Annotated in this window: 18 protein-coding genes and 1 other annotated feature; all 18 genes read left to right on the top strand. The window is 28.7% G+C overall.

The features are described 5' to 3' along the window. Positions 1 to 21 precede the first annotated feature (21 nt). The 18 genes from KQI42_RS09590 (at position 22) to dnaG (ending at position 18,867) form a co-directional block, all read left to right on the top strand. The gene (locus KQI42_RS09590) at positions 22 to 1,425 is read left to right on the top strand and encodes a TraB/GumN family protein (protein ID WP_216519222.1); all 1,404 of its coding nucleotides are present in this window, start codon (positions 22 to 24) and stop codon (positions 1,423 to 1,425) included. A gap of 102 nt (positions 1,426 to 1,527) precedes the next feature. After that, positions 1,528 to 1,806 (top strand): sporulation protein YqfC, encoded by a 279-nt coding sequence (gene yqfC, locus KQI42_RS09585; protein ID WP_216519220.1) that lies wholly within the window; start codon positions 1,528 to 1,530, stop codon positions 1,804 to 1,806. 11 nt (positions 1,807 to 1,817) lie between these two features. Then, positions 1,818 to 3,023, top strand: coding sequence for a sporulation protein YqfD (gene yqfD / locus KQI42_RS09580; protein ID WP_216519218.1), 1,206 nt, complete (start codon positions 1,818 to 1,820; stop codon positions 3,021 to 3,023). 2 nt (positions 3,024 to 3,025) lie between these two features. After that, on the top strand, positions 3,026 to 3,997 hold the full coding sequence (locus KQI42_RS09575; protein WP_216519215.1) for a PhoH family protein: 972 nt from the start codon (positions 3,026 to 3,028) through the stop codon (positions 3,995 to 3,997). A gap of 21 nt (positions 3,998 to 4,018) precedes the next feature. Beyond that, a complete protein-coding gene (locus tag KQI42_RS09570; RefSeq protein WP_216519213.1) occupies positions 4,019 to 6,103 on the top strand; it encodes an HD family phosphohydrolase in 2,085 nt (694 codons plus the stop codon). Next, a complete protein-coding gene (ybeY, locus tag KQI42_RS09565; protein ID WP_216519211.1) occupies positions 6,104 to 6,565 on the top strand; it encodes an rRNA maturation RNase YbeY in 462 nt (153 codons plus the stop codon). Between the two features lie 5 nt (positions 6,566 to 6,570). After that, positions 6,571 to 7,275, top strand: coding sequence for a diacylglycerol kinase (locus KQI42_RS09560; RefSeq protein WP_216519209.1), 705 nt, complete (start codon positions 6,571 to 6,573; stop codon positions 7,273 to 7,275). A gap of 11 nt (positions 7,276 to 7,286) precedes the next feature. Further along, positions 7,287 to 8,336: a DUF3048 domain-containing protein gene (locus tag KQI42_RS09555; RefSeq protein ID WP_216519207.1), complete on the top strand. Its 1,050-nt coding sequence runs from the start codon at positions 7,287 to 7,289 to the stop codon at positions 8,334 to 8,336. 17 nt (positions 8,337 to 8,353) lie between these two features. Further along, the gene (locus KQI42_RS09550; protein WP_216519205.1) at positions 8,354 to 8,773 is read left to right on the top strand and encodes a cytidine deaminase; all 420 of its coding nucleotides are present in this window, start codon (positions 8,354 to 8,356) and stop codon (positions 8,771 to 8,773) included. After that, positions 8,766 to 9,650 (top strand): GTPase Era, encoded by an 885-nt coding sequence (gene era, locus KQI42_RS09545; RefSeq protein WP_216519203.1) that lies wholly within the window; start codon positions 8,766 to 8,768, stop codon positions 9,648 to 9,650. The genes KQI42_RS09550 and era overlap by 8 nt, the downstream gene beginning before the upstream one ends. A gap of 14 nt (positions 9,651 to 9,664) precedes the next feature. Continuing rightward, the gene (gene recO, locus KQI42_RS09540) at positions 9,665 to 10,420 is read left to right on the top strand and encodes a DNA repair protein RecO (RefSeq protein WP_246566337.1); all 756 of its coding nucleotides are present in this window, start codon (positions 9,665 to 9,667) and stop codon (positions 10,418 to 10,420) included. Between the two features lies 1 nt (position 10,421). Continuing rightward, positions 10,422 to 10,925 carry a DUF4342 domain-containing protein gene (locus KQI42_RS09535; protein WP_216519201.1) on the top strand — a complete coding sequence of 168 codons (504 nt, stop codon included), beginning with the start codon at positions 10,422 to 10,424 and terminating at the stop codon, positions 10,923 to 10,925. A gap of 61 nt (positions 10,926 to 10,986) precedes the next feature. Beyond that, positions 10,987 to 11,160 (top strand) — a binding site (T-box leader). Positions 11,161 to 11,217: 57 nt separating this feature from the next. Then, positions 11,218 to 12,105: a glycine--tRNA ligase subunit alpha gene (glyQ, locus tag KQI42_RS09530; RefSeq protein ID WP_216519199.1), complete on the top strand. Its 888-nt coding sequence runs from the start codon at positions 11,218 to 11,220 to the stop codon at positions 12,103 to 12,105. Next, on the top strand, positions 12,098 to 14,179 hold the full coding sequence (gene glyS, locus KQI42_RS09525) for a glycine--tRNA ligase subunit beta (RefSeq protein ID WP_216519197.1): 2,082 nt from the start codon (positions 12,098 to 12,100) through the stop codon (positions 14,177 to 14,179). The genes glyQ and glyS overlap by 8 nt, the downstream gene beginning before the upstream one ends. 45 nt (positions 14,180 to 14,224) lie before the next feature. Then, complete coding sequence (ccpN, locus tag KQI42_RS09520; protein ID WP_216519417.1) at positions 14,225 to 14,863, top strand: transcriptional regulator CcpN; 639 nt, start codon at positions 14,225 to 14,227, stop codon at positions 14,861 to 14,863. An 11-nt stretch (positions 14,864 to 14,874) separates the two neighbouring features. Beyond that, the gene (locus tag KQI42_RS09515) at positions 14,875 to 15,702 is read left to right on the top strand and encodes a pyruvate, water dikinase regulatory protein (RefSeq protein WP_216519195.1); all 828 of its coding nucleotides are present in this window, start codon (positions 14,875 to 14,877) and stop codon (positions 15,700 to 15,702) included. A 225-nt stretch (positions 15,703 to 15,927) separates the two neighbouring features. Beyond that, the gene (locus tag KQI42_RS09510) at positions 15,928 to 16,944 is read left to right on the top strand and encodes a deoxyguanosinetriphosphate triphosphohydrolase (protein WP_216519193.1); all 1,017 of its coding nucleotides are present in this window, start codon (positions 15,928 to 15,930) and stop codon (positions 16,942 to 16,944) included. A 66-nt stretch (positions 16,945 to 17,010) separates the two neighbouring features. Then, positions 17,011 to 18,867 carry a DNA primase gene (gene dnaG, locus KQI42_RS09505; protein WP_343231676.1) on the top strand — a complete coding sequence of 619 codons (1,857 nt, stop codon included), beginning with the start codon at positions 17,011 to 17,013 and terminating at the stop codon, positions 18,865 to 18,867. Positions 18,868 to 18,878: the final 11 nt, after the last annotated feature.

Here is an 18,878-nt window from a genome sequence, read left to right as displayed (position 1 = left end):
ATATAAAAAGGAGACATAAAGATGAACAAAACTAAAAAAGTTTGCTTTAAGAATATTAAAGCATGTACGGTTTCATGGGTTATAATACTTGCCATAATATTCTCTACTGTAGCACCTGTTATAGCAGATGATGTATCTCAGATACAAATTAGTAGATGGGCTATATCAGAGCTTAATGAAGGAGAAAAATACGGCATATATCCTATTAGTTGGTATTATGATGGATTTCTAGAAAATATTTCAGAAGATAAGCTTAATCTATTGTTAGAAAGAACTGCCGAGAAACTTGCCGGTTTAGACCTTAAAAAGAATGAATATTTTAAACCTATACTTTATACAGCAGATGGTACAAGAAAAGCAGTTCTGACAGCTCTTTATAATCTATTAAATCAATATGAATTATCGAAAATTTTAAACGTTAAACAAGAGACTCCAATAGAATATATGCAAAGAAGAGGTATTCTTATTGGTATAAATAAAGAGTTAAAACTAGAACAGCCATGTACTACAGAACAGGCAGTAATATTTGCAACAAGACTTATTTCTGATACCTATGAAGTTCACGAGGGAGGATCTCAAGGATTTCTTTGGAAGGTTTCTAAAGGTAAGAATACTATTTATCTTTTAGGTTCTATTCATGTTGGAGATACAAATTTATATCCAATTAGCAAAAGATTAAAAGATGCATTTGAAGAATCAGATTCTCTTATTGTAGAAGCCAACTTAATGAAACAAGAAGGGATGAATGAATTTATACAGGAGTCTATGTATACAGACGGAACAAGCCTTAAAGACCATATATCTAAAGAAACTTATGAGAAGTTTATAAAGGTTATTGAAGAGATTAAATTACCTAAGGAAACTTATGAACAATTAAAACCTTGGAGAATTGCTAATGATTTAACACTTGTTGGAACAACTAGTGATTCAAAAACTACGGAAGCTGCTCAACAAGCTGCTACCCTTGGTATAGATATGTATTTTATTACTAGAGCAGCATTAACAGGAAAACCTATTGAAGAGTTAGAGGGACTAAAATATCAAGCAAATTTATTTAACGGTTTATCTCAAGAAATCCAAGAAGAATATTTAAATGGAGCATTAGATAATATTTTAAATCCACAATCTAAGGAAGCGTTAAATGAAGTTGATATGATGAAAACATGGCTAGAACAATGGCACAAAGGTGACGTAGATGGATTTACAAAATCTTACTCATCTATAATGGAAGGTTCAAATGATGAGTTTTCACAAATGTTACTTGGTAAAAGAGATGAAGATATGGCATCTAAACTAATACAACTTTTAGAAAGTGATGATGAAGGTACATATTTGGTTGTAGTAGGTTCTGGTCATTTAGTAGTGAAAGATACTGTAATTGACCAACTTAAAAAGAAAGGCTATACTGTTGAAAATATAAAATAAATATTTTGTTTTTAATCTAACCTGGAATTATAGTTCCAGGTTTTTCAATTTGTAATACTCTTAACTACATAGGCATAAAATTGTTATAGAGGAGGGCTTAAAGTGAAAAAATCAGTGGATAATGTTAAATACAATCTTTCCGAAGCTTTAGAATTGCCAAAGGATATAGTAATGGATTTACCTAAGATAACCATGATAGGAAACATTCAGCTTAACTTGTCAAATCATAAAGGAATTATAGAATATACAAAAGAAATTATAAGGGTAAATACTAATTCTGGAGTTATAAAGGTTACAGGAGAAGAAATGGAAATAAAGACTATACTATCAGAAGAAATAATGATAGTTGGTATCATTGAAAAGATTGAAATAATCAGCTAGGGAGTGTTATTATGCTAGCTATAAAAATATGGAATTATTTAAAAGGATATGTTATTATTAAAGTTGAAGGTTTAACTTTAGAAAGGTTGTTAAATTTAGCTGCATCTAATAATGTCTATTTATGGGATGTAAAAAGAATAGATCATACTGTAATTGAGATGAAAGCTACTACTAAAGGTTTTAAAGCATTAAAAAGTCTTGTAAAAAAAGTAGGTTGTAGAGTAGAAATAGTGGATAAAAAAGGTTTTCCTTTTATTTTACAGACTCTTAAAAAAAGAAAAATGCTAGGTTTAGGTTTTTTAATGTTTTGGGGAGTTGTTATTTTATTAACCTCTTTCATATGGAAAATTGAAATATTAGGAAACGAACAAACGGCGCAAGAAGAAATTATTAAGACATTAAAAGACCATAATATTAGTATTGGAAAAATAAAATATAGTATTGATAAAGAAAAAACCAGACAAATTTTATTAGAAAATTTTGATTATTTTTCATTTTTGTCTGTAGACATAAAGGGCACTAAACTTACTATAGAAATTAAAGAACAAGATTTACCTCCAGAAGAAGTAAACAAAGATTACCCTTGCCATATTGTGGCTAAAAAGAAAGGGGTAATTATGAAAGTAGTAGCTAAGAATGGAAAAAGTGTAGTTAAAAAAGGAGATGTAGTAAAAGAAGGACAATTATTAATTACAGGTATTATAAATACAGAAGAAGATAATGAGAATGGATTTTTAGTACATTCAGAGGGAAAAGTTTTAGCTTTAACTAGATATTCACATATAGTTGAAGAATCAATAATCAAGAAAATAGAAGAAGAAACGGGAGAAGTATATAAAGAAAGAGGTCTAAAAGTAAAGGATAAAGGAATTCAATTTATAAAAGGTGATGTTCCTTATAAAGACTATATTGAAGTTATAAATGAAAAGAAGATAATTAATTTAGATAAATTTAATATAGATATTCCAATAAAAATAGTGACCTATGAATTTAGGGAAGTTGAGATAAAAGAAGTAAAACAAAATCTCGATTTCTTAAAAAAATCATCCCAAATACGAGCTACACAAGAAATAAATAAAGAATTACCAGATGATGTGCAGATAGTATCTAAAGATGTAAAATATTTCATAGAAGATAATATATTAAAAACTCAGGTTATAATAGAAACCATTGAAGATATAGGTAAAAAACAAATAATTAATAACAGGGAGGATTGAATTTGACAAACAATATTGAAGAAAGAAGAATATCTATTGACGATAATCAGATAATATCTGAAATATTTGGAGAATTTGATGAAAATATAAATATAATTAGAAATGAGCTAAATATTAATCTTTTAATAAGGGAAGGTGAAATAAGAATTGTTGGTGACTCTACATCTGCTCTTTTAGGAGAAAAGCTTATTTACAGATTAATAGATATCATAAGAAGTAATAAAAGATTAACAAAACAGGAATTAAGATATACAATTCAATTGATTCTTCAAGGAAAAGAAGATAAAATAAAAGAATTATTAGAGGAAGTTATATGTATAACAGCTTCTGGGAAAAGTATAAAACCTAAAACATTAGGTCAAAAAAGATATTTAGATTCTATAAGGAATAATGATATAGTTTTTGGAATTGGACCTGCAGGTACTGGTAAAACTTATTTAGCTATGGCTATGGCTGTAAATGCCCTTAAAAATAAGGAAGTAAATAGAATAATACTTACTAGACCTGCTGTTGAAGCTGGAGAAAGTTTAGGTTTCTTACCGGGAGATTTGCAAGAAAAGGTAGATCCATATTTGAGGCCTGTTTATGATGCGCTGTTTGACATATTAGGTTTTGACACTTATGTGAAATATATGGAAAAAGGTATTATTGAAGTGGCTCCTTTAGCTTATATGAGAGGAAGAACATTAGATTCTGCTTATGTAATTTTAGATGAGGCTCAAAATACTACTAATGAACAAATGAAAATGTTTTTGACAAGATTAGGATTTGGTTCGAAAGCTATTGTAACTGGTGATATAACCCAAATTGATTTACCTAAAGGGAAACAATCGGGACTAAAGACAGTAAGTGAAATTCTTGTAGATGTAAATGGTATTGAACTTGTATATTTATCAAAATATGATATAGTTAGACATCCATTAGTACAAAAAATAATTGAAGCTTACGACAAATTTGAAAAGAAAAAAGGATAAAAACCATAAGGGGGTACTCCCATGGAAAAAGACAATAGAAAAAACAAAGATAATCAAAGGAGTAAATTTTCTTTAATAAAGAATAAAAGATATTTTAATGGGTTATTGCTTGTATGCTTTACGGCAATCCTTTTTTTTATAACTATTCACAAAGTAGAAACCAATAAGCTAAATATTAAACTAGGAGATATAGCTCCAGACGAAATAAGAGCTACCAAAGAGATAATAGATGAAATTGCCACAAATAAACTTAAGAAAGAAGCTGTGGATAGGGTGGAGCCAAAGTATAGAATAACTCCGTCAGTTCAAATGACTATGAAAAATACCATAAAAGATTTCTTAGATATAGTAAGAGATTTAAAATCTCAAGATAATATAAGTTTTAATAAAAAGGTAGCTTTATTAAAAGAGCAGTCTCAGATAGAGCTATCTCAAAAAGAACTTTATATTGCCTTGAGAATGGATTACAAAGGTTTAAATTCTTTTGAAAATACTATCATAGATTTAATTAATCAGATTATGGGAAATGGAATTAGAGAAGATGAACTGGACTATGAGAAGGAAAATATAAAAAATATATTTGAAACACTAAAAATTACTGAAGAAGAAAAGAAATTAGGACTAGCTTTGTTTAATGCCACAATTCAACCAAATAAGTTTATAGATATTGAAGCAACTGAAAGAAAAAAAGAAGAGGAAGCAGGTAAGATTGAACCTGTTATCATAAAAGAACATCAGGTAATAGCAAGAAAAGGAGATAAAATAGATCAACATACTTTAGAGTTAATTAAGGAATCAGGTTTATTAAAAAATGATAAAGAGTATAAAACATCTTTGATAATAGGGGTTATACTCTTATTACTTCTAATTCTTAGTATAATGTTAGGTTATATCTATTATTTTAATAGACAAATATTGTTTAATAATCAGTTTCTAATCTTTTTAATTATTATATTATTAACAATACTTATATCTGAAGGGTTATATAATTTATCTCCTTATATAATGCCAGTTTCAACAGGTGCTTTATTAGTATCTATACTTATTGATCCAAGACTTGCTTTAATGGTAAACTTGTTTATTTCTTTTATATTAGGATTTGTTTTGAAATTAGATACTAGTATAATTGCAATGTTCCTTGTAGGAGGCAGTATAGGAGCTTTAATGGTTATAAAACAACAACAGAGATATAATATATTGATTAATGGATTGTTAATAGGATTTATAAACATATTAACTTTAATATCTTTTACTTTAATCAAAGGTATAGAAATAGGAGATATCTTAACTAAAGGAGGTTATAGCTTATTAAATGGTATGATTTGTGGAATTTTAACCATTGGAACTTTACCTATTTGGGAAAATACTTTTGCGATACTAACTCCATTAAAATTGTTGGAATTATCAAATCCAAATCAACCATTGCTTAAAAAACTTTTATTAGAAGCCCCAGGCACTTATCATCATAGTGTATTAGTAGGAAATTTAAGCGAAGCTGCAGCAGAAGCCATAGATGCTAATCCATTGATAGTTAGAGTTGGATCTTATTATCATGATATTGGAAAAACCAAAAGACCTTATTATTTCAAAGAAAATCAATTTGGAATGGACAATCCTCATGATAAACTACAGCCAATGCAGAGTACTCAAATCATAACTAGTCATACTTTAGATGGAATAGCGTTAGGAAAAGAACATAAACTTCCAACTGAAATTTTAGATATAATAGAGCAGCATCATGGAAATACCGCAGTAGTTTATTTTTATCACAAAGCTAGGGAGCTTAATAAGGATATGGATATAGATATAAATGAATTTAGGTATAAAGGGAAAAAACCTCAAACTAAAGAAGCAGCTCTAGTTATGTTAGCAGATTCTACAGAAGCAGCAGTAAGATCAATTAAAGGACCTACTAAAGAGAAAATTGAAGAGATGGTAAAGAAAGTAGTTAAAGGAAAATTGGATGATGGCCAGCTAGATGAATGTGATGTGACTTTAAAAGAAATAAACATAATAATTAATTCTTTTATTAAAGTTTTAATAGGAATATTTCATGATAGGATAGAATACCCTACACTGGAAGCGAATGGAAAGGAAGAAAGTTAAATGGAAATTTATATTGATAATAGACAGAATAAAATAGAAATCGAAGAAGAAATCTATGAGATTATAGAAAAAGTAGCTAAAGAAAGCTTATTATTAGAAGGAAAAACTTTAGATTATGAAATAAGTCTTTCTTTTGTGGATAATGAAGAAATTAAGGAATTGAATAAAAAATATAGAGATGTAGATAAAGAAACGGATGTATTGTCTTTTCCTATAGATGAAGACTTAATAGTGCCTATTCCACTATTAGGAGATATAATTATATCTGCAGAAAAAGCTTTAGAGCAATCAGAAAATTATGGACATTCTTTATTTAGAGAAATAGCATATTTAACGGCTCATAGTATGTTTCATTTAATGGGTTATGATCATATAGAAGAAAAAGAGAAAGCAGTAATGAGAGAGAAGGAAAAGGAAGTAATGAGAATATTAGGAGTGTTTAAAGATTGCAAAGGGGAGTAAAGTTAATGAAGGCAAGAAATATTATTGAAAGTTTTAACTATGCCGTATCTGGAATTATAGTAGCCTTAAAAACAGAAAAAAATATGAAAATTCATTTTATTATAGCTATATTAGTTATAGCTGTAAGCTTATTTTTTGATTTTTCTCGAATGGAGTTTCTAATCCTTCTTTTTTCTATTGCTTTAGTTATTGTAGCAGAAATGTTTAATACTGCCATAGAAAGGACCATAGACTTAATTGTAGATGAATTTCATCCTTTGGCACGATTAGTTAAAGATGTAGCTGCTGGTGGTGTTTTAATTGCTGCTGTTAACTCGATTATTGTGGGCTATTTGTTGTTTTTTGATAGACTTAATCCATATACAAATCTTATACTATATAAGATTAAAAATTCATCAATTCATCTAACTTTTGTAGCTCTAATTTTAGTTGTATTACTAACCATTGGATTTAAAGCTAAATTTTATAGGGGGAGAGGAACACATTTTCAAGGTGGAGCTGTAAGTGGTCATGCTGCAATTTCTTTTTGTATTGCCACCATAATAGCTTTTCTAGGAAAGAATATGTTAGTATCTACTTTGTCATATTTGTTAGCTATTTTAGTTGGAGAGAGCAGAATAGAAGGGAGAATACATTCTTTATTAGAGGTAATATCTGGAGCAGCACTAGGAATAATTATAGGCGTCTTAGTATTTCAAATTATAGGATAAGGAGGACAAACATGAAAGGAAAAGTTAAAATTATTGTAGTATTAATTCTGTGTATATTTTTATTATCTAGCTGTGGGAAAGAAGAAATAGAAAATCCACCTATTATTGAAGAAGAGGAAGATACTGTACAAGAAGAAACTGAAAAACCAGTTGAGAAAAAAGAAGGAGTGCCGTCTCCATTAAGTGGAAAATATGCTTTAGAGGAAAAAGTTAATAGGCGTCCCGTAGCCATAATGTTTGATAATCATCCAAGAGCTAGATGGCAGTCTGGATTAAGTCAAGCAGAAATTGTATATGAATTTATGGTAGAACCTCCTTATACTAGATATATGGGTATATATTTAATAGAGAATCCAAAGTCTATTGGACCAATAAGAAGTTCTAGATCATATTTTGTAACTACTCTTTTAGAATATGATCCAATTTATGTTAGAGTAGGAGGGAGTCCACAAGCTAAAAAGGACATAATTGCTTTAAAAGTTGCAGATATTGATGGATTGTCTAGCTCACCTAAAGTTTTCTGGAGAAACAAATCTGTTAATAAAAAAGCTCCTCATAATCTTTATACCAGTATGGAAGTTATAAGAGAAACTCAAAAAGAAAAGGGATATAAACTTACTGGAGACTATAAAGGTTTTAAATTTAATGAAGAAGATAAGGATATTGACGGATATCCTGCCAATAAAATTTTTATAAACTATAATAAAAACAACAATACTATTTATAATTATGATGAAAAAGAAAAAATATATACTAGAATGAAGGATGGAAAAAACCATATAGATGAATTTGATAAATCTCCTATAATAGCCAAGAATATTATTATTCAGGAAGTAAAGACTAAGACTATAGATAAAGAAGGAAGACTGGAGTTAGATTTAATTGGAGAAGGAAAAGGTAAATATATAACTAATGGTAAGGGAATGGATATAAATTGGGTAAAAAAGTCAAGGAGTGGAAAAACCTATTATTATAATAAAAATGGGGAAGAAATAATTCTAAATTCTGGAGTTACTTGGATACAAATTGTAAACATTAATCCAGATATAACTATAGAATAATTATAGGGAGTGATGAGATGGATAAAAAAGCACTTATAAGAAAAGCTTTAGATGCACAGAAAATGGCTTATGTACCTTATTCAAACTTTCATGTAGGGGCAGCGTTGCTTACAGAAGATGATGAAATATTTACTGGCTGTAATATAGAAATTTCTTCTTACTCACCTACCATATGTGCAGAAAGAACAGCAATATTTAAAGCCATATCAGAAGGACATCAAAAAGTAAAAGCAATAGCTATAGTAGGAGATGCGAACTTTACTTATCCATGTGGAGTGTGCAGACAAGTTATTAGAGAGTTTGGTAAAGATGCTCTAGTTATAATTGCTAATTCTGAAGATGATTACAAAGAATATAAATTAGATGAATTACTTCCTTATAGCTTTGGACCAGAAAACTTACAAGAATTAGAAAATAGGAGTGAAAAAAATGTATAAATCAGGATTCGTAACAGTTATAGGAAGACCTAATGTGGGAAAATCTACACTTTTAAATAAGGTTATTGGAGAGAAGATATCCATAATTTCAGATAAACCTCAGACTACTAGAAATAAGATTCAATTAGTATATACAGGAGATGACTTTCAAATTGTATTTTTAGATACACCAGGAATCCAAATGCCTAAAAACAAATTGGGTGAATATATGCTAAAAGTTTCTAAGAGTACTTTAGAAGAAGTAGATGTAGTTACTTTTATGGTTGATGATAGTATGGAAACTGGAGCTCTTGATAGTTATATAATTAAAGAAATAAAGGATATTAGCACACCTATAGTCTTACTTATAAATAAAACAGATAAGTTAAATAATGAAGAAATTATGAAGTTAATAGATAAGTACAATAAAATGGAAATGTTTCAAGAAATTATTCCGATATCAGCTATAAATCATTTAAACATAGACAAATATATAGATACATTAAAAAAAATAATCCCAGAAGGACCTCAGTATTTTCCAGAGGATATGATAACAGATCAACCAGAAAGACTTATAATATCTGAAATTATTAGAGAAAAAGCTTTAATAAATTTAGAAGAAGAAGTTCCTCATGGTATTTTTGTAGATATTGATGGAATAAAGGAAAGGGGAAATAAAGATATTATAGATGTATTCGCTACTATATATTGTGAAAAAGATTCTCATAAAGGAATAGTCATTGGAAAAAATGGTAGAATGTTAAAGGAAATAGGGCAAAATGCTAGGATAGAAATAGAAAGCTTGTTAGGAAGTAAAGTAAACCTTCAAATTTGGGTTAAGGTGGAGAAAAATTGGAGGGAAAAGGAAGGAAAGGTTCGATATTTTGGCTATAAATAAGATAGGAGTTTATTATGTCAAAGACTCAAGGAATTGTGTTAAAAGAAATTAGATTTAAAGAAACTAGTAAAATATTGAATATATATACTAAGAAATTTGGAAGAATTCATGCTATGGCTAGGGGTGCTTATAAACCAAAAAGTCAGTTAATAGCTAATACACAGCCATTTTCTTTAAATGAGTATGATTTTTATAAGGGTAAAAATTTTTATTATATTACACAAGCGGATATTATAGATTCTTTTTATTCTATAAGGGAAAATATGGAAAAACTTATTTATGGATATTATATGCTAGAATTAGTTGAAAAATCAACGCCTGAAGAGGAAGAAAATGAGAAATTATTTTTGCTTTTAGAAAAAGGCTTAAGAGTTTTGTCTAAACTAGACAAGGATTTTTTGAAATTTATTGTATCTTATGAATTGAAATTTATTTCCTTTTTAGGTTATAAACCATATATTGAAAAATGTGTAGTTTGTAAAAATGAAGATACTTCAAATATTAAGTTTAGTATCAAAGAGGGTGGAATAATATGTTCAAATTGTAGCATAATGGAACCCTATAGTGAAAGAATGGATAAATATATGTATGAAGTGATGAAAACACTCCTTTATACGCCATTAAATAAAATAATTCAAATCAATATTCCTAAAGATGTCATGTTTAATTTACATGATATCTTGGTAAAATATATATTATACAATATAGATAGAAAAGAATTTAATTCCTTGAATTTAATGAAGTCATTAGAGAATAATGGAGGTTGTTAATATGGACATTACATTAGAAAAAATTGATGCCATAGTAGCTAGAACAAGTGTGAGCTTTAAAGAAGCAAAAGAAGCTTTAGAAGAAGCTAATGGTGATATAGTAGAGGCAATAATTATTTTAGAGAATAAAAATAATAAGTCTTTTGGAGAGAATTTTACTAATAAAGGAGAAATATTAGTTGAGAGAATAAAAGAGATAGTTAAGAAAGGTAACGTTACAAAGATAACTATAAAGAAAGACGGAGATGTTATTATGAATATACCTGTTACTGCAGCAGCTATAGGAACACTAATCTCTGCTCCTTTAACATTAATAGGTATGAGTACAGCTCTTTTATCTAAATGTAGCTTAGAAATCCAAAAAGAAAATGGAGAGATTATTGAAATTAATGATTTAATTGAAAAGAATGTGGAAAAATTTAAAGAAGGAATGAAAAGAGAAAAAAATGAAGATTTTGTAGACAATACTCATAATGAAACTCATAAAGATGATGATGGAGAATAAAGTTACTCTATTGACAATAAAATAAATTTTTGCTAAATTAGTAGTCACAGATAATTTGTATAAGTATGCTATGATGAAGAAACTAATCAATATTAATTATTAAAGAGAGTCTAGGATGGTGAAATCTAGATATAATTATGCTGATGAAAGGCACTTCTGAGTATATTTTTATAAAGTGGATACCTTAAAGGTGTTAAATAGGGTGGAACCGCGGAAGTAACCTTTCGTCCCTATAGGGATGTAAAGGTTTTTTTTGTTTTTTAATTAAATGGTAAAATAAGGAGGTTTAATTATGTATTTTCAGGATTTAATGCTGAAACTACTCAATTATTGGGGAAGCAAAGGATGTATAATATTAGAACCTTATGATGTAGAAAAGGGAGCAGGAACTATGAATCCCCATACATTTTTAAGAGCTCTTGGACCGGAACCTTGGAAGGTAGTATATATGGAGCCTTCAAGAAGACCTGCAGATGCTAGATATGGTGAAAATCCTCACCGTGTATATCAACATCATCAACTTCAAGTCATATTAAAACCGTCTCCAGAAGATGTGCAGGAACTATACCTAGACAGCCTAAGGGCTATTGGAATTGACCCTCTTAAGCATGATATTAGATTTGTTGAGGACAATTGGGAAGCTCCTACACTAGGCGCTTGGGGACTTGGATGGGAAGTATGGTTGGATGGAATGGAAATCACCCAATTTACTTATTTTCAACAAGTAGGTAGTATAAATTGTGACTTAGAATCAGCAGAGCTTACTTATGGTTTAGAAAGGATTGCCATGTACTTACAAGATGTTGACAATATTTTTGATATAAAATGGTGTGAAGGTATTACTTATGGAGACATATTTAATAAGGCAGAATATGAACATTCAGTATATAGTTTTGAAAAAGCAGACGTAGAGATATTAAAAGGTTTATTTAATACCTATGAAGAGGAAGTTAAAAAAATATTAGAAGATGATTTGGTTTTACCAAGCTATGATTATGTTTTAAAATGCTCTCATGTTTTTAATGTTTTAGATGCAAGAGGAGCAATAAGTGTAAGTGAAAGAACAAACTATATAGCAAGGGTAAGAAACTTAGCTAGAATAGTAGCAGCAAAATATATTGAACAAAGAAAAGATATGGGATATCCTCTATTAAAAAAGGAGGGCGTGGATAATGACTAAAAAATATTTGTTAGAAATAGGTGTTGAAGAGTTACCTGCTAGATACGTTAGAGATGCTTTACAACAGTTAAAGGATAACTGTGCTAAGATATTTAAAGACGAGAGAGTAACTTATGAAGAAATTAATGTATATTCCACCCCTAGAAGGTTAGTATTGGTAGCTGAAGGATTAGAAGATAAGCAAGCAGATTTAAAAGAAACTCTAAAAGGGCCTGCTAAAAGAATAGCTTTTAATGATGATGGAAATCCAACAAAAGCTCTTTTGGGATTTATGAAAGGTAAAGACATAAAAATAAATAATACTTATATTCAAGAATATAATGGAGAGGAATATGTTTATGCCAATATTATTAAAAATGGCAAAAATATTAAAGAAGTATTAAATATTAATATGATTAATTTAATAAAATCTATTACTTTTCCTAAATCTATGAAGTGGGGAGGAAAAAATATTAGATTTGCTAGACCAATAAGATGGATAGTTTCCTTATTAGATGATGAGATAATACCTTTTGATTTGGAAGGAATTAAAGCATCAAACATAACGAAAGGCCATAGATTTCTAGGAAGCAATAAAATTGAAATAAATTGTGTAGATGAATATTTTGATTTATTAAAAGATAATTATGTTATAGTAGATCAAAATAAAAGAAAAGAAACGATTAAATACAGATCTGAAAAATTAGCTAAAGAAAAAGGCGGGAATTTATTACCTGATGAAACATTACTAGATGAAGTAACTAATATTGTTGAGTATCCTACTCCTATAATTGGAAGAATAAAAGAAGAGTATCTGAGTTTGCCAAAAGATGTAATTATTACACCTATGAAGGAACATTTAAGGTTTTTTCCCGTGGTAGATGATAAAAAAAGATTATTGCCGTATTTTATAACTGTTAGAAATGGGAATGAGGACTTTATTGATACAGTTATAAAAGGAAATGAAAAAGTACTAGGAGCTAGATTGGAAGATGCTAAATTTTTCTATATGGAGGATATTAAAGTGCCTCTAGATTCTTATGTAGAAGATTTAAAAAATATTGTTTTCCAAGAAAAATTAGGAACTCTTTATGATAAGACAAAAAGAGTTCAAAAACTGGCTGCTAAAATTGGTGGTTATTTAGAAGTAGGAGAAGATACAGAGAATAATATAGATAGAGCAGGATATCTTTCTAAAGCAGATTTAGTAACTAAAATGGTGAGCGAGTTTACAGAACTTCAAGGAAAAATGGGTATGGAGTATGCAAAAACATCAGGAGAAAATGAAATTGTAAGTTTAGCAATTTATGAACAATACTTACCTAGATATTCTGGAGATGAACTTCCAACTACTACAGCTGGAGCTATTTTAAGTATCGGGGATAAATTAGATTCTATAGCAGGTTCCTTTGCTATAGGAATACAACCTACTGGCTCTCAAGATCCTTTTGGGTTAAGAAGGCAAGCTTTAGGTATAATAAATATAATTCTAGATAAGAAACTTAATCTATCTTTAAGTGAACTGATAGAATTTGCTCTCTATATATATGTAGAAGAAAATGGGCTAGCTTTCGATTATAACAAGGTGAAGCTAGAAATAACAGAATTCTTTAATGGAAGAATAAAAAATATGTTCATGGATATGGGGATAAGATATGATATAATAGATGCAGTGATTAGTACAAAGACTGATGATATTTATGACATGAGAATTAGAGCAGATAAATTAAATGAGTGGTTAAGTAAAGATGGATTATCAGAAATCTTATCAGCCTTTAATAGAGTATCTAATTTAGCTGAAAAAGCTATAACTGATGAAGTAAAGAGAGATTTATTTATAGAAGAAGAAGAGATAAATCTTTATGATACTTTCAACAACATTGAAGAAAAGGTCATAAGTTTTATTAATAAAAAAGAATATGATAAAGCTTTAGATCAATTTGTAGTACTAAGAGAACCAGTAGATAAATTTTTTGACAATGTAATGGTCATGGTGGAAGATGAAGATATAAGAGATAATAGATTAGGCCTATTAAAGAAAATATACGATACTATGTTGCTGATTTGTGATTTATCAAAAATTGTAAACAAATAAGCCCACTATTTGTGGGCTTTAATATAGCCCAAAAATTCAAGGGTGGTGATCATTATTCAATTAAGTGAAAGGCAAGAAAAGATAGTTGATATAGTAAAGGAAGGTCAACCAATAACTAGTGAAGCTATTGCTAAAAAATTAGAATTAACTAGAGCAACCTTGAGACCAGATTTAGCTATATTAACTATGTCTGGTATATTAGATGCAAGACCTAAGGTAGGCTATTTTTATACTGGGAAGACTACTTTAAGTTTTATTTCGGAAAAGATAAAGGGTATAAAAGTGGCTGATGTGAAATCCATTCCTATAGTAGTGAGTGAAGAAACTAGTCTATACGACGCCATAGTTACAATGTTTTTAGAGGATGTAAGTTCCATATTCATTACAAATAATGGATATATATCAGGTGTTGTATCTAGAAAGGATTTCTTAAAAAATGCTATAGGGGGTACGGATTTACATAAGATTCCAGTAGGGGTAATAATGACTCGAATGCCAAATATAGTTTTTGTTAAATCTGAGGATAGTATTTTAAGTGCAGCTATAAAACTTATAGAGCATGAAATTGATAGTTTACCAGTAGTTGAAGAGATAGATAGGGATAAAAGAAATTATAAGGTTGTTGGACGAGTTACTAAGACTACGATAACTAGGTTGTTTGTAGAATTAGGTATAAATAGTTAGGGGGTTAAGTTATGGATAAGAATATTACTGTATATGTATTATCTGACTCTATAGGTGAAACTGGAGAACAAGTAGCAAAAGCAGCGATTAGTCAATTTAACCCAGAGAAGTATGAAGTCAGGCGATTTCCTTATATAACTGATGAAAATCAAATATATGAAATATTTCAAGAAGCTAAAAGTGAACATAGTATATTGATATATACTATAGTTATAGAACGCTTGCGAAAATATATTATTGAAAAAGGAAATGAATATAATATACCGACAGTAGACTTAATGTCGCCAGCTCTAGATGCTATAGAACAAGTATTAGGATATCAGCCAAAGAGAGAATCTGGGCTAATAAGGCGATTAGATGAAAAATATTTCAAAAAAGTAGAAGCAGTAGAGTTTGCTGTGAAATACGATGATGGAAAGGATACCAGAGGTATTAAAAAGGCAGATATTGTGCTGGTAGGTGTATCAAGAACTTCAAAGACCCCTTTAAGTATGTATTTAGCCCATAAGAACTTTAAAGTAGCCAATGTACCTTTAGTACCTGAAGTGCCAGCACCTGAAGAACTTTTTTTGAAGGATAAAAAGAGAGTAATAGGATTAATAGCTAATCCATTTAAACTAAATGAAATTAGACAAGAAAGATTAAAATCTCTTGGTTTAAACAATAATGCTAATTATGCAAGTATAGACAGAATTAATTTAGAATTGGAATATTCTAAGAAATTAATGGAAAGACTAGGTTGTAAGGTTATAGATGTATCTAATAAAGCAGTAGAAGAAACAGCAGGGATTATTATTGATCATATGAAGAAGAATTTTGGAGAGGAAATGCTAGATTAGAAGTGTTGTAAATACAGCACTTCTTTTTATTCATTTTATATAATTGTAAAAAATAATATAAAAATTTTAAAATCTTGAAGGATTATAATAAGTTATGTTGTATATATATAGCATGTACCTTATGGTATTGAAATCTTTATAGATTTTCAATAGAATCAATTTTTTATAGGATAAAAATTTATATTTAACATTATTATATAAGAATCATTAAGGAGGGATTATTCTATGACAATTAGATTACATACAGAAGAAATCGAAAGAAAAACTTTATCTCCTTATGCTATGCTAAGTGAAAATTCAATAGGAAGACAAATTAAAGAAGAAAAATGTCATGTCAGAACTGATTTTCAAAGAGATAGGGATAGAATAATCCATTCTAAATCTTTTAGAAGATTGAAACATAAAACTCAAGTATTTATAGCTCCTGAAGGTGACCACTTTAGGACAAGATTAACACATACTTTGGAAGTGGCACAAATAGCTAGAACTTTAGCTAGATCTTTAAGGCTCAATGAAGATTTAGTTGAAGCTATTTCTCTTGGACATGATCTTGGGCATACTCCTTTTGGTCATACAGGAGAAAGTGTATTAAATGAACTGCATCCTAGCGGTTTTAAGCATAATGAACAAAGTATAAGAGTCGTGGATTTTTTAGAACATAGAGATAATAGAGTCGGACTTAATTTGACTTATGAAGTAAGAGAAGGTATACTAAATCATTCTGGTGAAAATAAAAGTAAAACTCTAGAAGGTCAAATACTAAAGTTTGCAGATAGAATTGCTTATATAAACCATGATATAGATGATGCTATAAGAGCAAAAATTATAAGTAATGAAGATTTACCTAAAGATTGTATAGAAATGTTAGGGAAAACTCATGGAGAAAGAATTAATACCATGATTTTAGATATCATTGAAAGTAGCATTGAAAAAAATGCTATATTTATGAGTGAAGAAATAGGTCAATGTACGGAAAAGTTACGAGATTTTATGTTTAATAGAGTATATTATAATAAAGCTGCTAAAGGAGAAGAAGATAAAGCTAAATACTTAATAGAGCAGCTCTATAAATATTATTTAAAAAATAATCACTATTTACCAAAAGAACACTTAAATCTTTATAAAAATGAAGACTGTACATTAGAAGATATTATATGTGACTATATTGCTGGTATGACGGATAGATATGTAGTTAATTTATTTACGAGTCTTTTTATTCCGAAGCCATGGGAAAAATATTAAAAAAAGAAGGATTATTAACTTTTATGTCGAATATAATTTAAGTGTTTTTGATTTTATTATTGGTAGGTGAAGCTATTAGGTGATATTATGTCAATTTATATTAATGATGAAACAATTGAAAAGGTAAGAGATAGTTGTGACATAGTAAATATTGTATCTGATTATGTTCCTTTAAGGAAAACCGGGTCTAATTATGTAGGCTTATGCCCTTTTCACAATGAAAAAACTCCATCTTTTACTGTTTCTGAAACAAAACGGTTATATCACTGTTTTGGATGTGGAGAAGGAGGGGATGCAGTAACATTTATAATGAAGATGGAAAACTTATCTTTTCCCGAAGCAATAAAATTTTTAGCAGATAAATTAGGTATTCCCATAGAGGAAAATAAAAAAATTAATAATAAATATATTGATGAAAAAAATAAATGCTACAAAATTAATAGAGAAGCTGCCTTATTCTTCCTAAATAATTTAAATAATAATGAAACTGCATTACAGTATTTAAAAAGAAGAAATATTAATAAAAAAGTAATAAAACAGTTTGGTTTAGGTTATTCTTTAAATAATTGGGATAGTTTATATAATTATTTAAGAGAAAAGGGATATACTCAGGAAGAGATAGAAAAAACAGGATTGATAGGTAAGAAAAAAGGAGATAATGGATACTATGATAAGTTTAGAAATCGGATAATGTTTCCTATAATAGATACTAAGTCTAGAGTTGTAGGTTTTGGAGGAAGAGTACTAGATAATTCAATGCCAAAGTACCTAAATTCTCAAGATACTATAGTATTTAGCAAAGGAAATCAGCTTTACGGTTTAAATTTATTAAATAAGTATTCTAATAGGAAGAGAATTGTATTAGTTGAAGGATATATGGATGTTATTTCTTTATATAATAATGGAATAAATTATGGAGTAGCCAGTTTAGGAACGGCATTAACTGAAAGTCAAGTTAAGCTTATAAAAAGGTATGGAGAAAGTATATATATCTGTTATGATTCAGATTTAGCTGGTATAAATGCTACAACTAAGGCTATCCAACTTTTTCTAAAGGAAGGTATTGATCCTAAAATAATTATGTTACCCTCTGGAAAGGATCCAGATGATTTTATAAAAGAAAAAGGTATAGAAGGTTTTGAAAAGCTATTTAATGAAGCTTTAACTCATATAGATTTTAAGGTATATATAAATAAACAAAAATATGATCTAAATAAAGCAGAAGATAAGATAAAGTTTACTAGAGGAATTGCTCAAATTATAAAAGAATTAAAAAGCCCTATTGAAAAAGATGTATATATAGATAAAATATCTAAAGAAACTAATATTTCAAAGGAAGCTATAGAGAAAGAAGTTTTTGGGAAAATTGACAAAGTTCCATATAGCAATACTTACAAGGACAAGTATGCTCAGAAAAACAAAAATATAAAAGATAATATTTCCCCAGTAAAGCCTATATTACCTTCAGCTTATTTAACAGCAGAAATAGATTTAATTAAATTGATGATATATGATAAAGATTATTTTGAATTGATAAATCAAAAAATTTCTTTGGAAGAAATTGAAAATTATGAGTGTAGGGAAATAGGACAATTGATTACTGAAGAATATGAAAAAGAAGATATTTTAAATGAAATATCTTTATATAAGAAAATTAGAGAAAAACCTAATATGGATATAGATATTCTAAATAGTATATTTGAAAGAAAATTAAACTTTTTACCTGAAAGTATTAGGCAAATAATTGATGATTTAGTCAATACGATAGTATATTGGAAGCTAGAAAATAGAAGAAAGAAAATCATAGAAGAAATACAGGAGATTGAGAAGAAAAAAGAAAAAAATGAAGGAGATGTTGAGAGATTCAAGAGCTTATGTATAGAAATAACAGAATTAGACAAAGAGTTAAAAACACATCAGTAGGCATATGGAAA

Source organism: Tissierella simiarum, from assembly GCF_018917865.1.
Classification (GTDB): domain Bacteria; phylum Bacillota; class Clostridia; order Tissierellales; family Tissierellaceae; genus Tissierella_C; species Tissierella_C simiarum.
Note: the sequence above shows the minus strand (reverse complement) of the source record. Positions and strands in the feature narration are given on the sequence as shown.